This window comes from Streptococcus sp. CCH5-D3, assembly GCF_001556435.1.
In the GTDB taxonomy this organism is placed as follows: Bacteria; Bacillota; Bacilli; order Lactobacillales; family Streptococcaceae; genus Streptococcus.
The window spans coordinates 1-17,499 of record NZ_LSIW01000028.1 but is presented as its reverse complement, the minus strand read 5'-3'; the positions used below and the strand labels follow the sequence as shown (position 1 = coordinate 17,499).

17 protein-coding genes are annotated in these 17,499 nt (G+C 40.4%); 5 read left to right on the top strand and 12 right to left on the bottom strand.

Annotated elements, in window-relative coordinates:
- Position 1: 1 nt before the first annotated feature.
- The 7 genes from AX662_RS00930 to add all read right to left on the bottom strand — a co-directional run bounded on the left by AX662_RS00930 (position 2) and on the right by add (position 6,658).
- Entirely contained in the window at positions 2–979 is a 978-nt protein-coding gene (locus AX662_RS00930; protein ID WP_037600795.1) for a nucleoid-associated protein, read from the bottom strand.
- Between the two features lie 5 nt (positions 980–984).
- On the bottom strand, positions 985–2,235 hold the full coding sequence (gene glyA, locus AX662_RS00925; RefSeq protein ID WP_060971346.1) for a serine hydroxymethyltransferase: 1,251 nt from the start codon (positions 2,233–2,235) through the stop codon (positions 985–987).
- 92 nt (positions 2,236–2,327) lie between these two features.
- Positions 2,328–2,933 carry an L-threonylcarbamoyladenylate synthase gene (locus AX662_RS00920; protein ID WP_060971345.1) on the bottom strand — a complete coding sequence of 202 codons (606 nt, stop codon included), beginning with the start codon at positions 2,931–2,933 and terminating at the stop codon, positions 2,328–2,330.
- On the bottom strand, positions 2,920–3,753 hold the full coding sequence (gene prmC, locus AX662_RS00915) for a peptide chain release factor N(5)-glutamine methyltransferase (protein ID WP_060971344.1): 834 nt from the start codon (positions 3,751–3,753) through the stop codon (positions 2,920–2,922). Before prmC ends, AX662_RS00920 begins: the two co-directional genes overlap by 14 nt.
- Positions 3,750–4,829, bottom strand: coding sequence for a peptide chain release factor 1 (gene prfA / locus AX662_RS00910; protein WP_060971343.1), 1,080 nt, complete (start codon positions 4,827–4,829; stop codon positions 3,750–3,752). Before prfA ends, prmC begins: the two co-directional genes overlap by 4 nt.
- 37 nt (positions 4,830–4,866) lie before the next feature.
- Complete coding sequence (locus tag AX662_RS00905) at positions 4,867–5,463, bottom strand: thymidine kinase (RefSeq protein WP_060971342.1); 597 nt, start codon at positions 5,461–5,463, stop codon at positions 4,867–4,869.
- Positions 5,464–5,647: 184 nt separating this feature from the next.
- On the bottom strand, positions 5,648–6,658 hold the full coding sequence (add, locus tag AX662_RS00900) for an adenosine deaminase (RefSeq protein WP_060971341.1): 1,011 nt from the start codon (positions 6,656–6,658) through the stop codon (positions 5,648–5,650).
- 172 nt (positions 6,659–6,830) lie between these two features.
- On the opposite strand from add, the gene yghU reads away from it, so the two are divergent.
- The 4 genes from yghU to AX662_RS00880 all read left to right on the top strand — a co-directional run bounded on the left by yghU (position 6,831) and on the right by AX662_RS00880 (position 9,910).
- Positions 6,831–7,619 (top strand): glutathione-dependent disulfide-bond oxidoreductase, encoded by a 789-nt coding sequence (gene yghU, locus AX662_RS00895; protein WP_060971340.1) that lies wholly within the window; start codon positions 6,831–6,833, stop codon positions 7,617–7,619.
- A 79-nt stretch (positions 7,620–7,698) separates the two neighbouring features.
- On the top strand, positions 7,699–8,643 hold the full coding sequence (locus AX662_RS00890; protein WP_060971339.1) for a DHH family phosphoesterase: 945 nt from the start codon (positions 7,699–7,701) through the stop codon (positions 8,641–8,643).
- Entirely contained in the window at positions 8,630–9,562 is a 933-nt protein-coding gene (locus AX662_RS00885) for an FAD:protein FMN transferase (protein WP_060971338.1), read from the top strand. Before AX662_RS00890 ends, AX662_RS00885 begins: the two co-directional genes overlap by 14 nt.
- Before the next feature lie 105 nt (positions 9,563–9,667).
- The gene (locus AX662_RS00880) at positions 9,668–9,910 is read left to right on the top strand and encodes a type B 50S ribosomal protein L31 (protein WP_003093591.1); all 243 of its coding nucleotides are present in this window, start codon (positions 9,668–9,670) and stop codon (positions 9,908–9,910) included.
- Positions 9,911–10,035: 125 nt separating this feature from the next.
- Here the strand turns inward: AX662_RS00880 and AX662_RS00875 are convergent, their stop codons facing one another.
- The 5 genes from AX662_RS00875 to gyrA form a co-directional block, all read right to left on the bottom strand.
- Positions 10,036–11,298: an NRAMP family divalent metal transporter gene (locus AX662_RS00875; RefSeq protein ID WP_060971337.1), complete on the bottom strand. Its 1,263-nt coding sequence runs from the start codon at positions 11,296–11,298 to the stop codon at positions 10,036–10,038.
- Positions 11,299–11,438: 140 nt separating this feature from the next.
- The gene (locus tag AX662_RS00870) at positions 11,439–12,407 is read right to left on the bottom strand and encodes a DUF1002 domain-containing protein (protein WP_060971336.1); all 969 of its coding nucleotides are present in this window, start codon (positions 12,405–12,407) and stop codon (positions 11,439–11,441) included.
- A gap of 114 nt (positions 12,408–12,521) precedes the next feature.
- Positions 12,522–12,923, bottom strand: coding sequence for an SMU1112c/YaeR family gloxylase I-like metalloprotein (gene gloA2, locus AX662_RS00865; protein ID WP_037597911.1), 402 nt, complete (start codon positions 12,921–12,923; stop codon positions 12,522–12,524).
- A gap of 36 nt (positions 12,924–12,959) precedes the next feature.
- Positions 12,960–13,721, bottom strand: coding sequence for a class A sortase (locus tag AX662_RS00860; protein WP_060971335.1), 762 nt, complete (start codon positions 13,719–13,721; stop codon positions 12,960–12,962).
- On the bottom strand, positions 13,721–16,189 hold the full coding sequence (gene gyrA / locus AX662_RS00855) for a DNA gyrase subunit A (RefSeq protein ID WP_060971334.1): 2,469 nt from the start codon (positions 16,187–16,189) through the stop codon (positions 13,721–13,723). Before gyrA ends, AX662_RS00860 begins: the two co-directional genes overlap by 1 nt.
- Positions 16,190–16,409: 220 nt before the next feature.
- On the opposite strand from gyrA, the gene AX662_RS00850 reads away from it, so the two are divergent.
- The gene (locus AX662_RS00850) at positions 16,410–17,396 is read left to right on the top strand and encodes an L-lactate dehydrogenase (RefSeq protein ID WP_037600761.1); all 987 of its coding nucleotides are present in this window, start codon (positions 16,410–16,412) and stop codon (positions 17,394–17,396) included.
- Positions 17,397–17,499: the final 103 nt, after the last annotated feature.

The window sequence follows — 17,499 nt, the reverse complement described above, 5'->3', positions numbered from 1 at the left end:
ATTATTTATTGATGATATCCTCGATATTTTTGATGAGAATAGAGTAGGTGCCATCAGGATTTTGAATAAATTCAACACTATCAGCATCCTGATACACATTATTAGGCACGATTAACTCAATTCCGTTCGATAACGATAATTTTTGATTCTCCAATTTCTTAATTTGACGTGAATGGTCAATATCTGATACCGAAATAGGCTCAGGTATAGCCTCTTTGAGCTCATCAACGAAAGTCAAACGAGCTGTCAAATTATTATCAAAGAGCTGGTCTGCCAATTTTTCAGGTGATAACTCTTGGTCTTCTTCCAAATTATTGAAAATAGCAGATTTCATTTTTCCTTGGAAGTTAAAGTCATCCTGATTAAAATTCTCGGCAATCTTCTGGGCAGTATCTTCAACCATCTTAATCGATTTTTTGACAGATTGTTCAGGCTGAACCTGTAACAAATTTTCAGAGAAATAATTGGCAAAGCTTCCATTATGCTTGATTCGCTTTTCAATCAAATAATACTGCTTACTACTACGATTGATTACCAAAGCTTCATCAGGTGTCTGGGCCGCAGATGGCAAATTATTTTGTGACAATTGAATAGGATGCTGACTATCTCCCAAAGAATGAATCAAACTGTCCTTGAGAGCAATACGCAAGAAAGCAAAATATTCTTGCCCTTCTTTATCAAACTGAATAAAGACCAAATCATTGGTCTTTTGATCTTCAGAAATGACAAATTCTTCCTTCCAAAGTTGGGAAATTTTAACAGAACTTTCCATCAAATCATCTCCTAGATGACTGATAAAAACATTTTCCGCATCGAAATAGCCACGTTTAGCCTCATCAGAGAAAACCTTAGTGAGTTTCTTTCGAAAATACTCATCTAAGCGAGGCGTTATTTCAAGAGGCCCTTCTGCTAAAACCAGCTCCGTATCATTTGGCGAAAACTGGTGAATGACAATGCGTTTAATATATAAATCTAACATAGTTTTTAATAGAGTGGGAAGGCATCTGTAAGAGCTTTAACTTCTCCACGAATCTCTTCCAAAACTTCAGGTTTATCGTGATTTTCCAAAGCTTGAACCATCAATTCAGCAATTTTACGGCTCTCAGCTTCACCCATACCACGACTCGTAATAGCTGGACTACCAACACGGATACCAGATGTCTTGAATGGAGACAATTGCTCATATGGAATACCATTCTTGTTCAAAGTAATATTAACTTCTTCAAGAACATTTTGCGCAACCTTACCATTTTCAACAACCTTAGTCACATCAACCAAGAAGAGGTGATTGTTAGTTCCACCTGAGATAACACGGAAATCTGGATGTTGATTGAAAACGTCAGCCATGGCAGCTGCGTTCTTGATAACATTTTCCCCATATTCCTTAAAGGCAGGGTCAAGTGCTTCTTTAAGAGCAACAGCCTTAGCAGCAATAACGTGTTCCAATGGACCACCTTGCAAACCAGGGAAGACCGCAGAATTCAATTTCTTAGCGATATCTTCATCATCAGTCAAAATCAAACCACCACGAGGACCACGAAGTGTCTTGTGAGTTGTTGTAGTGGTCACATGTGCATAAGGAACTGGACTTGGATGATGACCAGAGGCTACAAGACCAGCAATGTGAGCCATATCTACCATGAGGTAAGCACCTACAGCATCAGCAATTTCACGGAATTTAGCAAAATCAATGATACGTGAGTAAGCTGAAGCCCCAGCCACGATGAGTTTTGGTTGTACTTCTTTAGCTTGAGCCAGAATAGCATCGTAATCAAGAAGTTCAGTTTCTTTATCAACGTTGTAAGCCACAAAGTTATAGGTCTTACCAGAGAAGCTAACTGGTGCACCATGTGTCAAGTGACCACCCGCTGACAAATCCATTCCCATAACCGTATCACCTGGTTGGATCAAAGACATGTAAACTGCTGCATTGGCTTGACTACCTGAGTGAGGTTGCACGTTGGCAAATTTTGCTCCAAAAAGTTCTTTGGCACGCTCAATAGCAAGAGACTCAACTACATCAATCACGTCTGTACCACCATAGTAACGTTTACCTGGATAGCCTTCTGCGTACTTGTTAGTCAAGAGAGTTCCTTGAGCAGCCATTACTGCTTTAGATACCACGTTCTCAGAGGCAATCAACTCAATATTGTTTTGCTGACGTTCTGCCTCAGCATCGATGGCGTTCCATAGTTCAGGGTCAAATGCTTTGTAATCTTCTTTATCAAAAATCATAGAGGTCTCCTTTGAGGTCTAATGGGGTTCAATCAACTCACCCACATACAATCGGAAATTATCTCACACTTCCATAGGTCTCTGTTAGTCATTTATTCTATGGTCAACTCTGGTAGAGCCGCCAATAGGTCTTCTTTTGTAATTTTCCCTTGTCTGAGAATCCTAGCAGGTGAAACAGATAAATCCAAAATCGTCGAATCTACACCTAACAAGGCATCATCATCTTGATAGCCAGTCACCTGAAAATCAAATTGGTTTCTTATTTGGTCAAAATAACGACCACTAGCCTTCCCAGACTTATTGGCTGAGGGACCAATCAAAGGCCCTTCCGCTTGGATCAGCTCTCTAGTAACAGGATGGTCTGGCAAGCGGAAGCCAACCGTCGCCAATCCTGAATTAATCCATCTGGGGACTTTATCATTAGCTTTTAAAATGATAGTCAAAGGTCCAGGCAAAAAAGCATCATAAATTTTTTTGAGATAGTCGGGCTGATCTTTTGAATAGGACAAGATATCTTCATAAGAAGCGACATTCAAATTCATGGCTTTATCTCTGGGACGATTTTTTAGCTCATAAACATGGTCAACAGCTTGCTCATATAAAGCCTTAGCAAATAGACCATAAACAGTCTCTGTGGGAAGGACAACTGCTCCACCGTCAGCCAAGATTTCTCTTAACACTTTATTACTTTTCATCATCCATCACGACCATTCTATCTTGCCCGAATTGGTCCTTAAGAACACGCACACGCTTATCAGGAAAATGTAGAGACAAGAGTTTCTTCAAATCACGGCCCTGCTTATAGCCAATTTCAAAGTAGAGCTTTCCTTTTGGAGTTAAATACTTATCTGCGTCCTCAATAATCTGTCTATAAATGGCAAGTCCCTCTTCATCAGCAAACAGAGCCATTTTGGGCTCGCTAGCCAAGACATTAATACCAACTTCGTTCTTATCATTTTCAGAAATATAGGGAGGATTTGACACAATGATATCAAAACTACCAGAAATATTTTCGAAAACATCCGATTGTACAAAGCTAATGTCTACCTGATTTAGCTTAGCATTCTCCTGGGCAAGCTCTAGCGCATCCACTGACAAATCACTAGTTGTTACTTGCCAAAGGAGGCGACTCTTTTTCAGGGATACCGAAATAGCACCACTCCCAGTTCCAATATCAAGAATCTTGAGCTCTGAGCTAGGGTTTTCCGCTAATATCAAATCCACTAGTTCCTCAGTTTCAGGACGTGGAATCAAGACACGCTCATCAACTTGAAAACGCAAGCCATGAAAATCTTCATAGCCCAAGATATACTGGGCAGGTTTGTGATTCTTTAGTTGGCTGAATATATAAGCCAACAGCTCAGCATCTTCCTCTGAAACTTCCTGACGCAATTGAAGAACAAACTGAGTCAGGTCCAATTGCTTCAAACCACGATAAACAAAGGAAAGGGCCTCTGGCTCTTCTCCAACAGCCTCAAGCTGCTTCTCATAGTCAGCCAGGACATCCGCTAAAATCATTTGTTAAGCTCTTCCAATTTTTGCGTTTGATCGTAAAGAACAAGAGCATCAATGACTTCATCCATTTTCCCAGCCAAAATCGTATCTAATTTTTGAAGGGTCAAACCAATACGGTGATCCGTTACACGGTTTTGTGGGAAGTTGTACGTACGGATACGCTCTGAACGATCCCCTGTACCAACAGTAGACTTACGCTCAGCATCTTGTTCATCTTGAGCGATTTGTGCAAAGTGGTCCGCAACACGCGCACGAATAATCTTCATAGCTTTATCACGGTTCTTCTGTTGTGTACGTTCTTCTTGCATCTCTACTTTGATTCCAGTAGGAATGTGAACCATACGAACCGCAGTCGCAACCTTGTTGACGTTCTGACCACCGGCACCAGAAGCGTGATAGATATCGACACGAAGGTCCTTAGGATCAATGTCGTACTCTACTTCTTCAACTTCTGGCATAACCAAAACTGTTGCTGTAGAGGTATGAACACGACCTTGACTCTCAGTCACAGGCACACGTTGCACACGGTGTGCTCCTGATTCATATTTGAGTTTAGAGTAGACTGATTGTCCTGAAACCATGGCAACCACTTCTTTGATACCACCAACACCATTATAAGAGGCTTCCATGACCTCAAAGCGCCAACCTTGTGTTTCTGCGTATTTTTGGTACATAGCTAGAAGGTCACCCGCAAACAAGGCAGCTTCATCACCACCTGCAGCCCCACGGATTTCAAGGATAATATTCTTGTCATCATTAGGGTCTTTTGGCAAGAGAAGAATTTTCAAACGTTCTTCGTACTCTTCCTTAGCGACTTTAGATTCTTTAAGTTCTTCCTTAGCCATTTCTTCCAAGTCAGGATCACCGCTTGCTTCCTTAATCATCTCTTCAGCATCTGAGATACTTTGGATGACTTGCTTGTACTCACGGTAAGCTGTCACAGTTTCACGAGTATTTGCTTCTTCACGTGACAACTCCATGAAGCGTTTAGTGTCTGAAACGACTTCAGGATCACTAAGCAATTCACCCAATTCCTCATAACGGTCTTCAACCGCTTGTAACTGATCATAAATATTCATTTGTTATCTTTTCTCCTTATATAACTAATAGTCATTTTTAGGCCTTATTCAAAGGGATTATGTTTTCGTGAGGTGGATTAAACCAGTGCTTTCGGCAAACAGAGATATAACTCTCGTGTCCTCCAATTTGAACTTGTGCTCCCTCATAAACTGGCTTCCCATCTTCCATACGAAGAACCATGGTTGCCTTTCTCGAGCAATAATGACAAATGGTCTTGATCTCATCAATCTTATCAGATAAAAGCAAAAGATATTTAGAACCTTCAAAGAGATTGTTCTGAAAATCATTTTTGAGACCAAAAGCCATCACTGGGATATCTAACTCATCAACAATTCGTGCCAAATCATAGACATTCGCACGGGTCAAAAACTGTGCCTCATCAACTAAAACACAGTAAGGTCGTGGATCCATATTAGCAATGTAACCAAAAATATCCGTATCATCACCAATAGGATATGCCTTCCGTTTCATGCCAATACGACTAGAGATATAGCCAACCCCATCGCGATTGTCCAAACAACTGGTCAACAATACTACTGGTTTTCCTTGTTCTTCGTAATTATAGGCAACCTTAAGAATTTCAATGGATTTCCCAGAATTCATAGTGCCATAGCGAAAATAAAGTTGTGCCAAACCAGTCTCCTCTAAAATATGTATTGTACTTATTTTATCATAATTCCAAGCGTAAAAGGGAGGGAGACTGAACAATTTTTGAAAAAAGTTCGCCTCACTCCCTTATTTTTATAATAGGTTTAACTTGTGTTTCAAATGGTTCAATCTTATTATCTTAATAACATTTCACCAGTCTAATAGCTTCTTATAAATAGGCTTTAGCCAATTTTTCAAGAAGTTCTTCTTTCTCCTCGTCACTAGCAAATGAAGCTTCGATTGCCGTCTTATTATGATCATAAAAGTCTTGCACTGAGCTATTAAAATGCTTGTGATAGAGTTCGTATTCCTTGGTTAAGTTTGTATCAGAAACGGTACGATTGTCCGTATTAATGGTAATATTCGCACCTGCTACTTTCATTTTTAGATAAGGAAAATCAGCAACTGTAACGGCTGCTTTAGTCTGCAGATTACTTGTTAAACATAACTCTCCTGTGACACCATTTTTGACAAACTCTTTCAAAAGCTCAGGCTCTTGAGCCAAGATCGTTGCATGGCCATTACGCTTAATTCCCATGGCAATCGACTCAGCCAAAAAGGCTGGGCAACCACACTCACCAGCATGAAAAGTCATGGGACGGTTGTAACTTTGGACTTGTTCAATTAGAGGTTTAATCGCTTTAGGTCCATAATGATGCTCATCTCCGGCAAAATCAAAACCAACAAAGTCACTATCTTCAACCTTATTTGCTTCATTAAGAATACGAGCCGTTAAATCTTGATTGGATTGACGCATGCCACAAACTAGGGCCTTAGCTACAATTCCAAATTCTTCTTGAGCTTGACGTAAGCCTTGACAAACGGCATCAATGATTTCAGCGACAGTCAACCCCTTATCCATTGACAATTCGGGAGCAAAACGCACTTCAATATAGATAACATTTTCAAGAGCAGCCTGTTTAGCGACATCATAAGCCGCAATAGTCAAAGCTTCCTTTGTTTGAAGCAAAGGACGAATATAATCAAAAGCCTCTAGATAATCTAGGAGACTCTCACAGGTAGCCGGGGCTGTCACATGGTGTTTGAGCTCCGCATCATCCTTAGGTAACTCAATCTTTGCTAAGTCAGCTAGGTGACGAATAGTTTCCAATGATAGAGAACCATCCAAATGGCAGTGTAGTTCTGTTTTAGCCAACTTATGAAAATCAATAGCAGTCATTCTTTTCTTCCTCTCTAAACAATATGTTTTTATCAGTTAAAAATTAATTTTTACTATCTTATCATTCTTATAGAAAAAGTCAAGGTGTCGCGCTAATAGGACGTAGTAGATTCTTGAAATGCCATTAGCATTTTGTTAGGATGTAACTATCAAGAATACAAGGAGAAACTTTATGTCTGACTATATTTTACCAGAAGTTTGGCAAAATCCAACCTCTATGGGAGGTGCCTGGGGCGGCCTCAATCAACCTACAGCTGGTGCACGTTTTGAACAAACTTTACCTAAAGGTGACCAACCTTTCCAACTCTATACTCTTCCGACACCTAATGGTATCAAGGCAACTATCATGCTTGAAGAACTGAAAGAACTCGGTGTGACTCAAGCAGGCTATGACGCTTATCGTATTAAGATTGGTGACGGTGACCAATTCGGATCCGACTTTGTTTCGATCAATCCAAACTCAAAGATTCCAGCCATGATGGATTACTCTGAAGACCAACCGGTTCGTGTCTTTGAATCAGCTAACATCCTGCTTTACTTGGCTGAAAAATTCGGAAAACTCATTCCAACTGATTACGCAAAACGTACGGAAGTTCTCAACTGGCTCTTTTGGCAAACAGGTGCTGCTCCCTTCTTAGGTGGTGGCTTTGGGCACTTCTTCCACTATGCACCTGAAAAAATCGAATATGCCATCAACCGCTTTGCCATGGAAGCCAAACGCCAACTTGACTTGCTAGATAAAGAATTAGCAACCAAACCTTATATTGCTGGTGATGAATACACTATCGCTGATATCGCAATTTGGTCTTGGTATGGCCGTCTTGCTCAAGATAAGATTTGGGACAAGGCTGGTATTTTCCTTGATGTTAAAGAATACAAGCACCTTCAAGCATGGACTGAAAAAATTGCCAACCGTCCAGCGGTTAAACGTGGACTTGAAGTCGACTATAAAGATATCTAATTTTATAACGGTTTGCCTAGGCAAACCGTTTTTCTATTGTTTCATGATATAATAGAAACAAAATCACAAGGAGACATTCATGACTGTATTTCAAGCTATTTTAGAAAAAATAAAAGCCTATGACACTATTATTATTCACCGCCACCAAAGACCTGACCCTGATGCCATTGGTAGTCAGGTAGGACTGAAGGAAATTTTAAAAACAAACTTTCCAGATAAAAAGGTTCTTGCGACAGGTGTCAATGAACCTACCTTATCTTGGATTGCTGAAATGGATAAGGTAACTGATCAAGACTATGAAGGAGCGCTTGTTATTGTTACCGATACAGCCAACACTCCTCGTATCGACGACGACCGTTTTGATAAGGGGGACTTTCTTATCAAAATTGACCATCATCCTAACGACGATGCCTACGGCGACCTCCTCTTAGTTGATACGACTGCTTCAAGTGCCAGCGAAATTGTGACTGACTGGGCTCTCACTCTTGGCCTTTCCTTGTCAGATGCCGCTGCTCGTGTTCTTTACAATGGTATTGTTGGCGACACAGGTCGCTTCCTCTTTCCGTCTACGACACCTAAAACACTTCAAATTGCGGCTAAACTTCGTGAATACGACTTTGATTTTGCAGCAATGGCTCGTCGTATGGATAGTTTCCCATTCAAAATTGCTAAATTACAAGGTTATGTTTTCGATAATCTAGAAGTCGATGAAAATGGTGCAGCTCGAGTTGTATTGACACGAAAGGTTTTGGATGAATTCAATGTCACTGATGCTGAAAGTTCTGCAATTGTTGGCACTCCAGGTCGTATTGATTGCGTCGAATCTTGGGCTATTTTCGTAGAGCAGCCTGAAGGGCATTACCGTGTACGTCTGCGCAGTAAAAGCATTGTCATCAACGAGATTGCTAAACGTCATGACGGTGGAGGCCACCCACTTGCTAGTGGTGCCAATTCCTACAGCTTAGACGAAAACGAACAAATCTATCAAGAAATCAAGGATACCGTTGCCCATGCAACTCACTAATCGTCGTGTACGTCTCATGGGGACTGTGATTGACGTCTCTATCTATCATGAAGAACCAGAACCCCTGCTAGACCAGGTTGAAGCACTCCTACATACCTACAATAAGCGTTTCTCAGCCAATGATGACAGTTCCGAACTCATGAAAATTAACAAGGCAGCAGGCTTACATTCGGTGACGGTTCACCCAGAGCTTTTTGAACTTATTGCTCTTGGAAAATGGCATAGCTGCCAACCTGAAAGTCACCTTAACATTGCCATAGGACCTCTCATTCAGACTTGGCGCATTGGTTTTTCGGATGCCAAGTTGCCTCTGCCTGAAGAAATTCGTCCGCTCCTGCAAATTATCAATCCCAATGCCATTGTTCTATCCGAGGAAAATCAAAGCGTTTTTCTCAAAGAAAAAGGGATGAAAATTGATCTTGGTGCCCTGGCAAAGGGATATATTGCAGATCGTATTGCAGATTTTCTTAAAGCGGAAAAAGTGACCAGTGCCCTAATCAATCTTGGAGGTAATGTTCTAACCTTTGGACCAGCTCTCCATAATCCTGATAAAAAATGGCGGATTGGTATTCAAAATCCCAAGGAGACTAGAAACACAAATCTTATGGTGCTTGCTATAAGAGACCAATCTATTGTCACTTCAGGAATCTATGAACGCACTTTTGAAATAAATGGCAAAACCTATCATCATATTTTCGATAGTCAAACTGGCTACCCTGTCTCTAGTGATCTAGCTAGTCTTACCATCATTTCATCCCTCTCAGTCGATGGTGAAATTTGGACGACACGTTTATTTGGCTCAAGTCTAGAATGCATTTTCCAGGAAGTTAGTTCACAACCAAATCTTGAAGCTATCATCGTTGATAAAGATAATCGATGCTTTCAGACAGGTGGCATTTACAAAATGCGAATTTCCTAAAAAATAGTAAAAAAGACTTGTCAAGAAGACCACCTTTTGATAAACTAAAATAGTTAAAAAAACTATGGTGCGGAAAGTACCATGGCAGAAAGGAAATATTTTAACATGAAAAAAGATATCCATCCAGATTACCGTCAAGTAGTATTCATGGACACAACTACTGGTTACCAATTCCTTAGCGGTTCAACTAAACACTCAAACGAAACAGTTGAATTCGAAGGTGAAACTTATCCACTTATCCGTGTAGAAATTTCATCAGATTCACACCCATTCTACACTGGCCGTCAAAAATTCACTCAAGCAGACGGACGCGTGGATCGTTTCAACAAAAAATACGGTCTCAAATAAGCAACATCTTGTTGTTAAGCCATTCCAATTGGAATGGTTTTTTTGTATTCTCTTGGCTGTAATCTCTCCTACTCCCCTCCTTTAAAATAAAAAAACAGCTTCCATATGGAAACCATTTAATCCTATTAACCTGCTTTACCAATAGCCAAAGCCCAGATAAAGAAGAGGGCAAATCCGAACAAGAAAATCAAACCTGCAATAGCAAGTCCTTTCAACCAAGTTGGAAGGTCTCTCTTTGCTTTTGTAACAAGTACATAATTCAAAAGCGCAAAGAAAGGTGTTGTAAGGAATGAACCAATCATGGCAAAACGAAGCATTGTTGCTACTTGACCTTGGAAGAAGAAAATAATGATGAGACCAAGAATAGCTGTCAATGTCATCCAAACATTCAATGGTGTTTGATTTTTTTCTTTTTGGTTAAACAAAAGACGAAGAGAAATTTCGTTAACACGTGAATAACCATCGATAACAGTAATCACAGTACCAAAGATACACAAGAAAGCGATAAAAGTAATCAAATAGCGTGACCACTCACCAAGTACTGAGGCATACATACCAACAAACTGAGCAATATACTTAGCTGATGCTGCTTCTACTGGTTTACCAGTTGGATACTGGATAAGAGCACCGAGTGCTACAAAGAATACTGCAAGAATAGCTGTTCCGATGTAACCAACGTTAAAGTCAAAGAGGGCATCATCAGTGTTAAAATCAACAGTTTTCTTTTTCTCAGCTGACCAAAGTGAGTTAATGGCTGAAATTTCAATTGGAGCTGGCATCCATCCAAGAAGTGAAACGATAAATGGAAGGGCTGCTAACTGCCATGGTGTTTTTTCAACGAAGTCAGCACTGTACTCTGGGTGTTTGATTGCTGCAATAATAACTGCTGCTACTGTTGCGATAGTCAAGGCTGACATTATCCATTTAGCCATGCCATCAAGAAGTTTGTAACCACCAAAGAGTAACATACCCCAAATGATTGCAACCAAAATGATTGACCAAGTGGTAATACTTAAACCAAGCATTGGAAAGGCACTAGCAATGATAGCTGAACAAAGAATAGAAACACCTGCAGTATTAACCAAGGCTGAAAAGACATTCAAAATGAAGAATACCCAAAGATAGAACTTACCTTTCTCAGCATAACCTTCAACAAGGGTTTTACCTGTATCTGCGGTATACTCAGCACCAAAACGGAAGAATGGGTATTTGAAGAGGTTAGCCAGAATAACCAAGCCTAACAAGGCCCATCCATAAGAACCACCCGCTTGGGTAGATGAAACGATGTGGGAACCACCTACGGCTGCCGAAGCCATTAGGATACCGGGTCCCATTGCTTTTATTTTACTACGCCAGGTAGACTGACTAAATATACTTGTTTGTGACATAAGAGAATCTCCTAAAACAAATTTTCAGAATAATCTGAATTGATGCTTACCATTGTACACAATTGTTGGAATAATTTCAATAGCATTTCACATATTTTCTGAAAAATAGAAAAGAGCCATCCAAATGGATAGCTCTTTTACTATTTAGAAAATCCAGTAAAGAAATCTACAATAGCTTGCCAAATTTGTGCAAAAATATTTTTGCTATTCTCAAGTGTTTTGTTGGCATTAAAGTTTAAGTTGATTCCAGAGAAGGTATTACCAGCTTTCGAAACGATAGAATCCTTAAGTGAACTCAAGCTCGACTTGAAACTAGCACTATCAATGATTGAAGACTTAGACAAATTCAAAGCAAAATTCACCAGAAGATTAATTTGCGTATCTGAAAGATCCAAGTTATAGTTATTGACCGTTTGCTGAACAATCGTTTTAGCTTGGTCTTCTGTTAACTTATCCCCTTTATCAGCAACAGCTGACTTAATATCAGTCATAGCTACATTAAGCTTGTCTGCATCATAGTCAGTCTTACCAGAATTTTCCTCATTGATTTGAGAAAGGGTTTTAAGTTCCTCTTGCGCAAGCTCTTTACTTTCATCTGAAACTTTAGCCCCATTTTGCTCAAGGGAATAGTAAATACCAGCCAAGGCACTTTCTCCTGTAACTGCAATTGGTGCTGCTACCGTAATCTTAGCATGTTCAATACCAAGTGTCGTGGCAGCATTACGGTACATATCTGGAGTGATTTTCGTGATATTTTGCGGTGTCACAATCTCTACACTCAAGGTTTCCTTAGCACCCAGCTTAGCAATCTTAACCGAAGAATATAGCCGAAGACTAGAATCGTCAGCCACATTCATGATATTAGCGTAAGCAGATGTCGTCAAGGTCTTGACATTAGTATCCTTACTACTATCATACCCTAATAAATTCAAGGTTTCATTTCGTTGCTCTTCCGACAACGAATATCCCATCACATAGTCTGGTTGAACATAAGATTCATCAATAACCTTTTGGACTTGTGAAGATGTTGCTGCTTGAGCAACCGAAGTAAAGGCTGTTACTGAAGCCAATATAGCCATCCCAGTAACAAGAAGTTTTTTCAATTTCATGTGTGTTTCCTTTCGAAAATAGAATAGTATTCCATAATCTCCTAAAGGACGACTGACTCTAGGCTCAGCCGTTCACCTATTATACCATGACTTAAAAAATTAAGGTCAAAAAAACTACTCGTGCAACTCCAAGGGAAGACCATCTGGATCAGCAAAGAAAGTCATCTTTTCACCGGTAAAAGTGTCCTTGCGAATAGGTTGGCAGGAGATACCCTTTTGTTCTAACTCTTTGACGACCTCTTCAATATTAGTCACTCTGAAAGCTAAATGACGTAAGCCACATGCCTCAGGATAAGACGGACGTTTTGGGGGCTCCACATAGTTCGGATCACTGGTCTTATTGCCGAAGATTTCAAGTTCTATACCTCCACAGCGTAGGTCTAACTTATAATCATGACGTTCCGGACGGTGATTTTCCCGAATAATCTCAAAACCAAGTTTATTGACATAAAAATCTCGAGACAAGTCATAATCAGAAACAATAATAGCAACATGGTGCACTGTATTTAAAAACATATTTTCCTCCATTGAAAAAGGCCCGAAGGCCCTTTCTTAATTTTGAAATTGATTGTATGACTTATTAAACGCTTCAATAATATCTGAACTTGCCTTGTCAAAATCTACCTGTGATTTCAATTCACCTTTGACGATTGTACGCTGAGTTGCTTCGGCATCCGTACAAGTTACAAGGGTAACTTCAGACTTGCCAGGAGTATCATCAATCACTGCTACTTCAGTTGGTTGGACAATTTTTACCTCACTGATAACATAGGTGTAGACCTTATTTTTATCCGTAAGGTAGATCTTCATGCCTTCTTTAGCCCTATCTAATGGTGAGAAGAGCATGTCAGAAGCCCCAGCGATACCGAAAATATGGTGACTAGCCAATGAGTAGTTGTTTTCACCACCCATGACTTGATCTTCTTTCATCGTTCCTGCACCGTAAGTCAACTCTGTATTGCCAAGTCCTTTGAAAATAGGGAGATTGATACCTACCTCTGGAATAGCAATACCACCAACGACAGGAAGCTCTTGAGCATCCATCTGTGCCTGCAAGACAGACTCTGTACTAATTGATTTAACGGTATCAAAGTCAAAGCTAGTCTTAGCTTCCTTGTTTTTCTCAATAGTTTTTTTAGAAACCTTGCTCACTTGATACTTATTTGTATTCCAAGCAATCACTGTGTTTCGAATAGACTTATTGAAAATCAAGGCTAAACCAACAACCAAGAGAACAACAATCAACACCCAGCGAAGAATATCAAGCCACTTACGACGTTTTTTTGTTACGTTATTTTTCTTATCTTTGCTCATTAGTTGTCACCACTTTCTTGATTTTCGGAAGCTTGTTCAACTTCTTCTGGCTCAACTAAAGCAAAGGTTACAATACGAGCAGAGTCATCCAAACGCATGACCTTAACCCCTTGAGTGGCACGACCAGTTTGTGAAATATTAGCAACGGCAGTACGTATGATAACACCTGTATCGGTGATGACCATGATATCCTCATCACCAGACACTGTTACAATACCTGCTAGGTTACCATTCTTCTCTGTGATATTGGCAGTCTTGATACCTTTACCACCACGACCCTTCGTTGGGTATTCAGTAGCTGAGGTACGCTTACCGTAACCTTTTTCAGTGATAATCAAGACTTCTTGGTTTTCTGTAATGGCAGCTGCACCAACAACTTGGTCACCATCACGAAGAGTTACCCCTTTAACACCAGCAGCCATACGACTCATGCTTCGAATAGTGTCCTCTTTGAAGCGAACACTGTAACCAAATTTAGTACCAATGACAATTTCTTCATTACCAGTAGTCAAGAAGACGTTGATTAGCTCGTCACCTTCTCTAAGTTTTAAGGCAATCAAACCATTTTGGCGAATGTTTTTGAACTCGGCTTCCTTAGTTCGTTTAACCAAACCTTGACGAGTTACAAAGACTAGGTGATTATTTTCAGAAGCTTCTTCACTCTTGGCATTAATGACTGTTTGAATGGTCTCACCTTCGTCCAACTTCAAGAGATTAACGATAGGTAAACCTTTGGCTGTGCGACCGTATTCTGGGATTTCATACCCCTTAAGACGGTATACACGCCCCTTATTAGTCATGAAGTAAAGATGATCATGAGTGCTTGTTGAGACAATATCACGAACAAAGTCATCATCGTTAACACCTGTCCCTTGAACTCCACGACCTCCACGTTTCTGAGAACGGAATTCGTCTTGAGCCAAGCGTTTGATATATCCCTTGTTAGAAAGAGTGATAACAACATCTTCTTCTTCGATTAGGTCTTCATCTTCAAGTGAGACAACTTCGCCGACCATCAGCTCTGTACGACGGGCGTCTGCGAATTTACGCTTACTTTCATCCAACTCTTCCTTGATGATAGCAATGACACGCTCTGGTTTTGCCAAAATATCAGCTAAATCAGCAATCAAGGCAAGGAGATCATTGTACTCATTTTGAATCTTATCACGTTCCAAACCTGTCAAACGACGCAAACGCATATCAAGAATGGCTTGGCTTTGACGTTCAGTAAGTTCAAAGCGAGCCATCAACTCGGCTTGAGCCTCTGCATCAGTTTGACTGTTACGAATAATCGTAATCACTTCATCCAAATGATCAAGGGCAATCAACAAACCTTCTAAAATGTGGGCACGTGCCTCAGCCTTATCCTTGTCAAACTGTGTACGACGAACCACAACTTCTTGTTGGTGAGCAATATAGTCAGCCAAGATTTGACGCAAAGAAAGGATTTTAGGTACACCCTTTTCAATGGCCAACATGTTGAAGCTAAAGTTAGTCTGAAGTTGCGTTAATTTGAACAAATTGTTCAAGATAACATTAGCAGAAGCATCACGACGCACTTCGATGACAAAACGTACGCCTTCACGAGAAGACTCGTCACGGACTGCTGTGATCCCCTCAATACGTTTTTCTTGAGCTAAACGAACGATATGTTCATGGACCTTGGTCTTATTGACCATGTAAGGAAACTCAGTGACAACAATACGCTCACGACCTGATTTAGTTGTTTCAATTTCAGTACGCGAACGAAGAACAATAGAACCCTTACCAGTTTCATATGCACGGTGAATACCAGATTTCCCCATGACCAAGCCACCAGTTGGAAAGTCTGGACCAGGAAGAACTTCCATCAGTTCACGTGTTGTGACTTCAGGATTATCCATCATCAATTTGACAGCATCAATCGTTTCAGCCAAATTGTGTGGTGGGATGTTAGTCGCCATACCAACGGCAATCCCTGTCGCACCATTGACAAGAAGGTTTGGAATACGTGACGGAAGAACGATTGGCTCATGTTCTGAGCCATCATAGTTATCTTGAAAATCAACTGTATTCTTATTGAGATCACGAAGCATTTCCAAGGCGATTTTAGACATACGCGCCTCAGTATAACGCTGAGCGGCAGCCCCATCACCATCCATAGAACCAAAGTTCCCGTGACCGTCAACCAACATGTAACGGTAGCTCCACCATTGCGCCATACGAACCATGGCTTCATAGATAGATGAGTCTCCGTGTGGGTGATATTTACCCATGACATCCCCGGTAATACGGGCAGATTTTTTATGTGGCTTATCAGGTGTCACCCCAAGCTCATTCATTCCATATAGAATACGACGTTGTACAGGTTTTAAACCGTCACGAACATCTGGGAGAGCACGAGACACGATAACACTCATGGCATAATCGATAAAGCTCGTCTTCATCTCAGACGTCAAATTAACGTCAATTAAATTATTATCTTGCACTCTAAAAATGCCTCTTTTCTTTCATTCAAATCATTCCAAACTCTAATAAAAGAGTATAGAAAATTTCTATAATATTATACCATAAAACGCTTTACTTTTCAGTTGTGTAAACGCTTTCATCTATTATTTCCTTATTATTTCGTGACATCCATCACTTAAAGTGGTAGAATAAGCAGTGTACGGGGTAACCCAATTAAAAAATAAGGAGATGTTTAGACCCATGACTGCAACTAAACAACACAAAAAAGTCATCCTCGTTGGTGACGGTGCCGTAGGTTCATCTTACGCTTTCGCACTTGTAAACCAAGGTATCGCTCAAGAACTTGGTATCATCGAAATTCCACAATTGTTCGAAAAAGCTGTTGGTGATGCGCTTGACCTAAGCCACGCGCTTGCTTTCACTTCACCTAAAAAAATCTACGCAGCTAAATACGAAGACTGTGCGGATGCTGACCTTGTAGTTATCACTGCTGGTGCTCCACAAAAACCAGGTGAAACTCGTCTTGATCTTGTTGGTAAAAACCTTGCTATCAACAAATCTATCGTTACTCAAGTTGTTGAATCAGGCTTCAATGGAATCTTCCTTGTAGCAGCTAACCCAGTTGACGTATTGACTTACTCAACATGGAAATTCTCAGGATTCCCTAAAGAACGCGTTATCGGTTCAGGTACTTCACTTGACTCAGCTCGTTTCCGTCAAGCACTTGCTGAAAAACTTGGCGTTGATGCTCGTTCAGTTCACGCCTACATCATGGGTGAACACGGTGACTCAGAATTTGCCGTTTGGTCACACGCTAACATCGCCGGTGTAAACCTTGAAGAATTCCTTAAAGACACTCAAAACGTTCAAGAATCTGAATTGGTTGAATTGTTCGAAGGTGTTCGTGATGCCGCTTACACAATCATCAACAAAAAAGGTGCTACTTACTATGGTATCGCCGTTGCCCTTGCTCGTATCACTAAAGCTATTCTTGACGATGAAAATGCAGTACTTCCATTGTCTGTATTCCAAGAAGGTCAATATGGTGTAAGCAACGTCTTTATCGGTCAACCTGCTATCGTAGGTGCACACGGTATCGTACGTCCAGTTAACATCCCATTGAACGATGCTGAACAACAAAAAATGAAAGCTTCTGCTGACGAATTGCAAGCTATCATTGATGAAGCATGGAAAAACCCTGAATTCCAAGAAGCTTCAAAAAACTAATCTAACATTAGTTAAATAAAAGTCTCCAGTAGGAGGCTTTTTTCGTATGATAAATTGCAAGAATAAGTGCAACATTTAGTCAAACTCATCCTCTAGAGCTTCA

Coding starts and splice junctions, on each gene's coding strand:
- AX662_RS00930 (WP_037600795.1), bottom strand. CDS start 979: ATGTTAGATTTATATATTAAACGCATTGTCATTCACCAGTTTTCGCCA.
- glyA (WP_060971346.1), bottom strand. CDS start 2,235: ATGATTTTTGATAAAGAAGATTACAAAGCATTTGACCCTGAACTATGG.
- AX662_RS00920 (WP_060971345.1), bottom strand. CDS start 2,933: ATGATGAAAAGTAATAAAGTGTTAAGAGAAATCTTGGCTGACGGTGGA.
- prmC (WP_060971344.1), bottom strand. CDS start 3,753: ATGATTTTAGCGGATGTCCTGGCTGACTATGAGAAGCAGCTTGAGGCT.
- prfA (WP_060971343.1), bottom strand. CDS start 4,829: ATGAATATTTATGATCAGTTACAAGCGGTTGAAGACCGTTATGAGGAA.
- add (WP_060971341.1), bottom strand. CDS start 6,658: ATGACTGCTATTGATTTTCATAAGTTGGCTAAAACAGAACTACACTGC.
- yghU (WP_060971340.1), top strand. CDS start 6,831: ATGTCTGACTATATTTTACCAGAAGTTTGGCAAAATCCAACCTCTATG.
- AX662_RS00890 (WP_060971339.1), top strand. CDS start 7,699: ATGACTGTATTTCAAGCTATTTTAGAAAAAATAAAAGCCTATGACACT.
- AX662_RS00885 (WP_060971338.1), top strand. CDS start 8,630: ATGCAACTCACTAATCGTCGTGTACGTCTCATGGGGACTGTGATTGAC.
- AX662_RS00880 (WP_003093591.1), top strand. CDS start 9,668: ATGAAAAAAGATATCCATCCAGATTACCGTCAAGTAGTATTCATGGAC.
- AX662_RS00875 (WP_060971337.1), bottom strand. CDS start 11,298: ATGTCACAAACAAGTATATTTAGTCAGTCTACCTGGCGTAGTAAAATA.
- AX662_RS00870 (WP_060971336.1), bottom strand. CDS start 12,407: ATGAAATTGAAAAAACTTCTTGTTACTGGGATGGCTATATTGGCTTCA.
- gloA2 (WP_037597911.1), bottom strand. CDS start 12,923: ATGTTTTTAAATACAGTGCACCATGTTGCTATTATTGTTTCTGATTAT.
- AX662_RS00860 (WP_060971335.1), bottom strand. CDS start 13,721: ATGAGCAAAGATAAGAAAAATAACGTAACAAAAAAACGTCGTAAGTGG.
- AX662_RS00850 (WP_037600761.1), top strand. CDS start 16,410: ATGACTGCAACTAAACAACACAAAAAAGTCATCCTCGTTGGTGACGGT.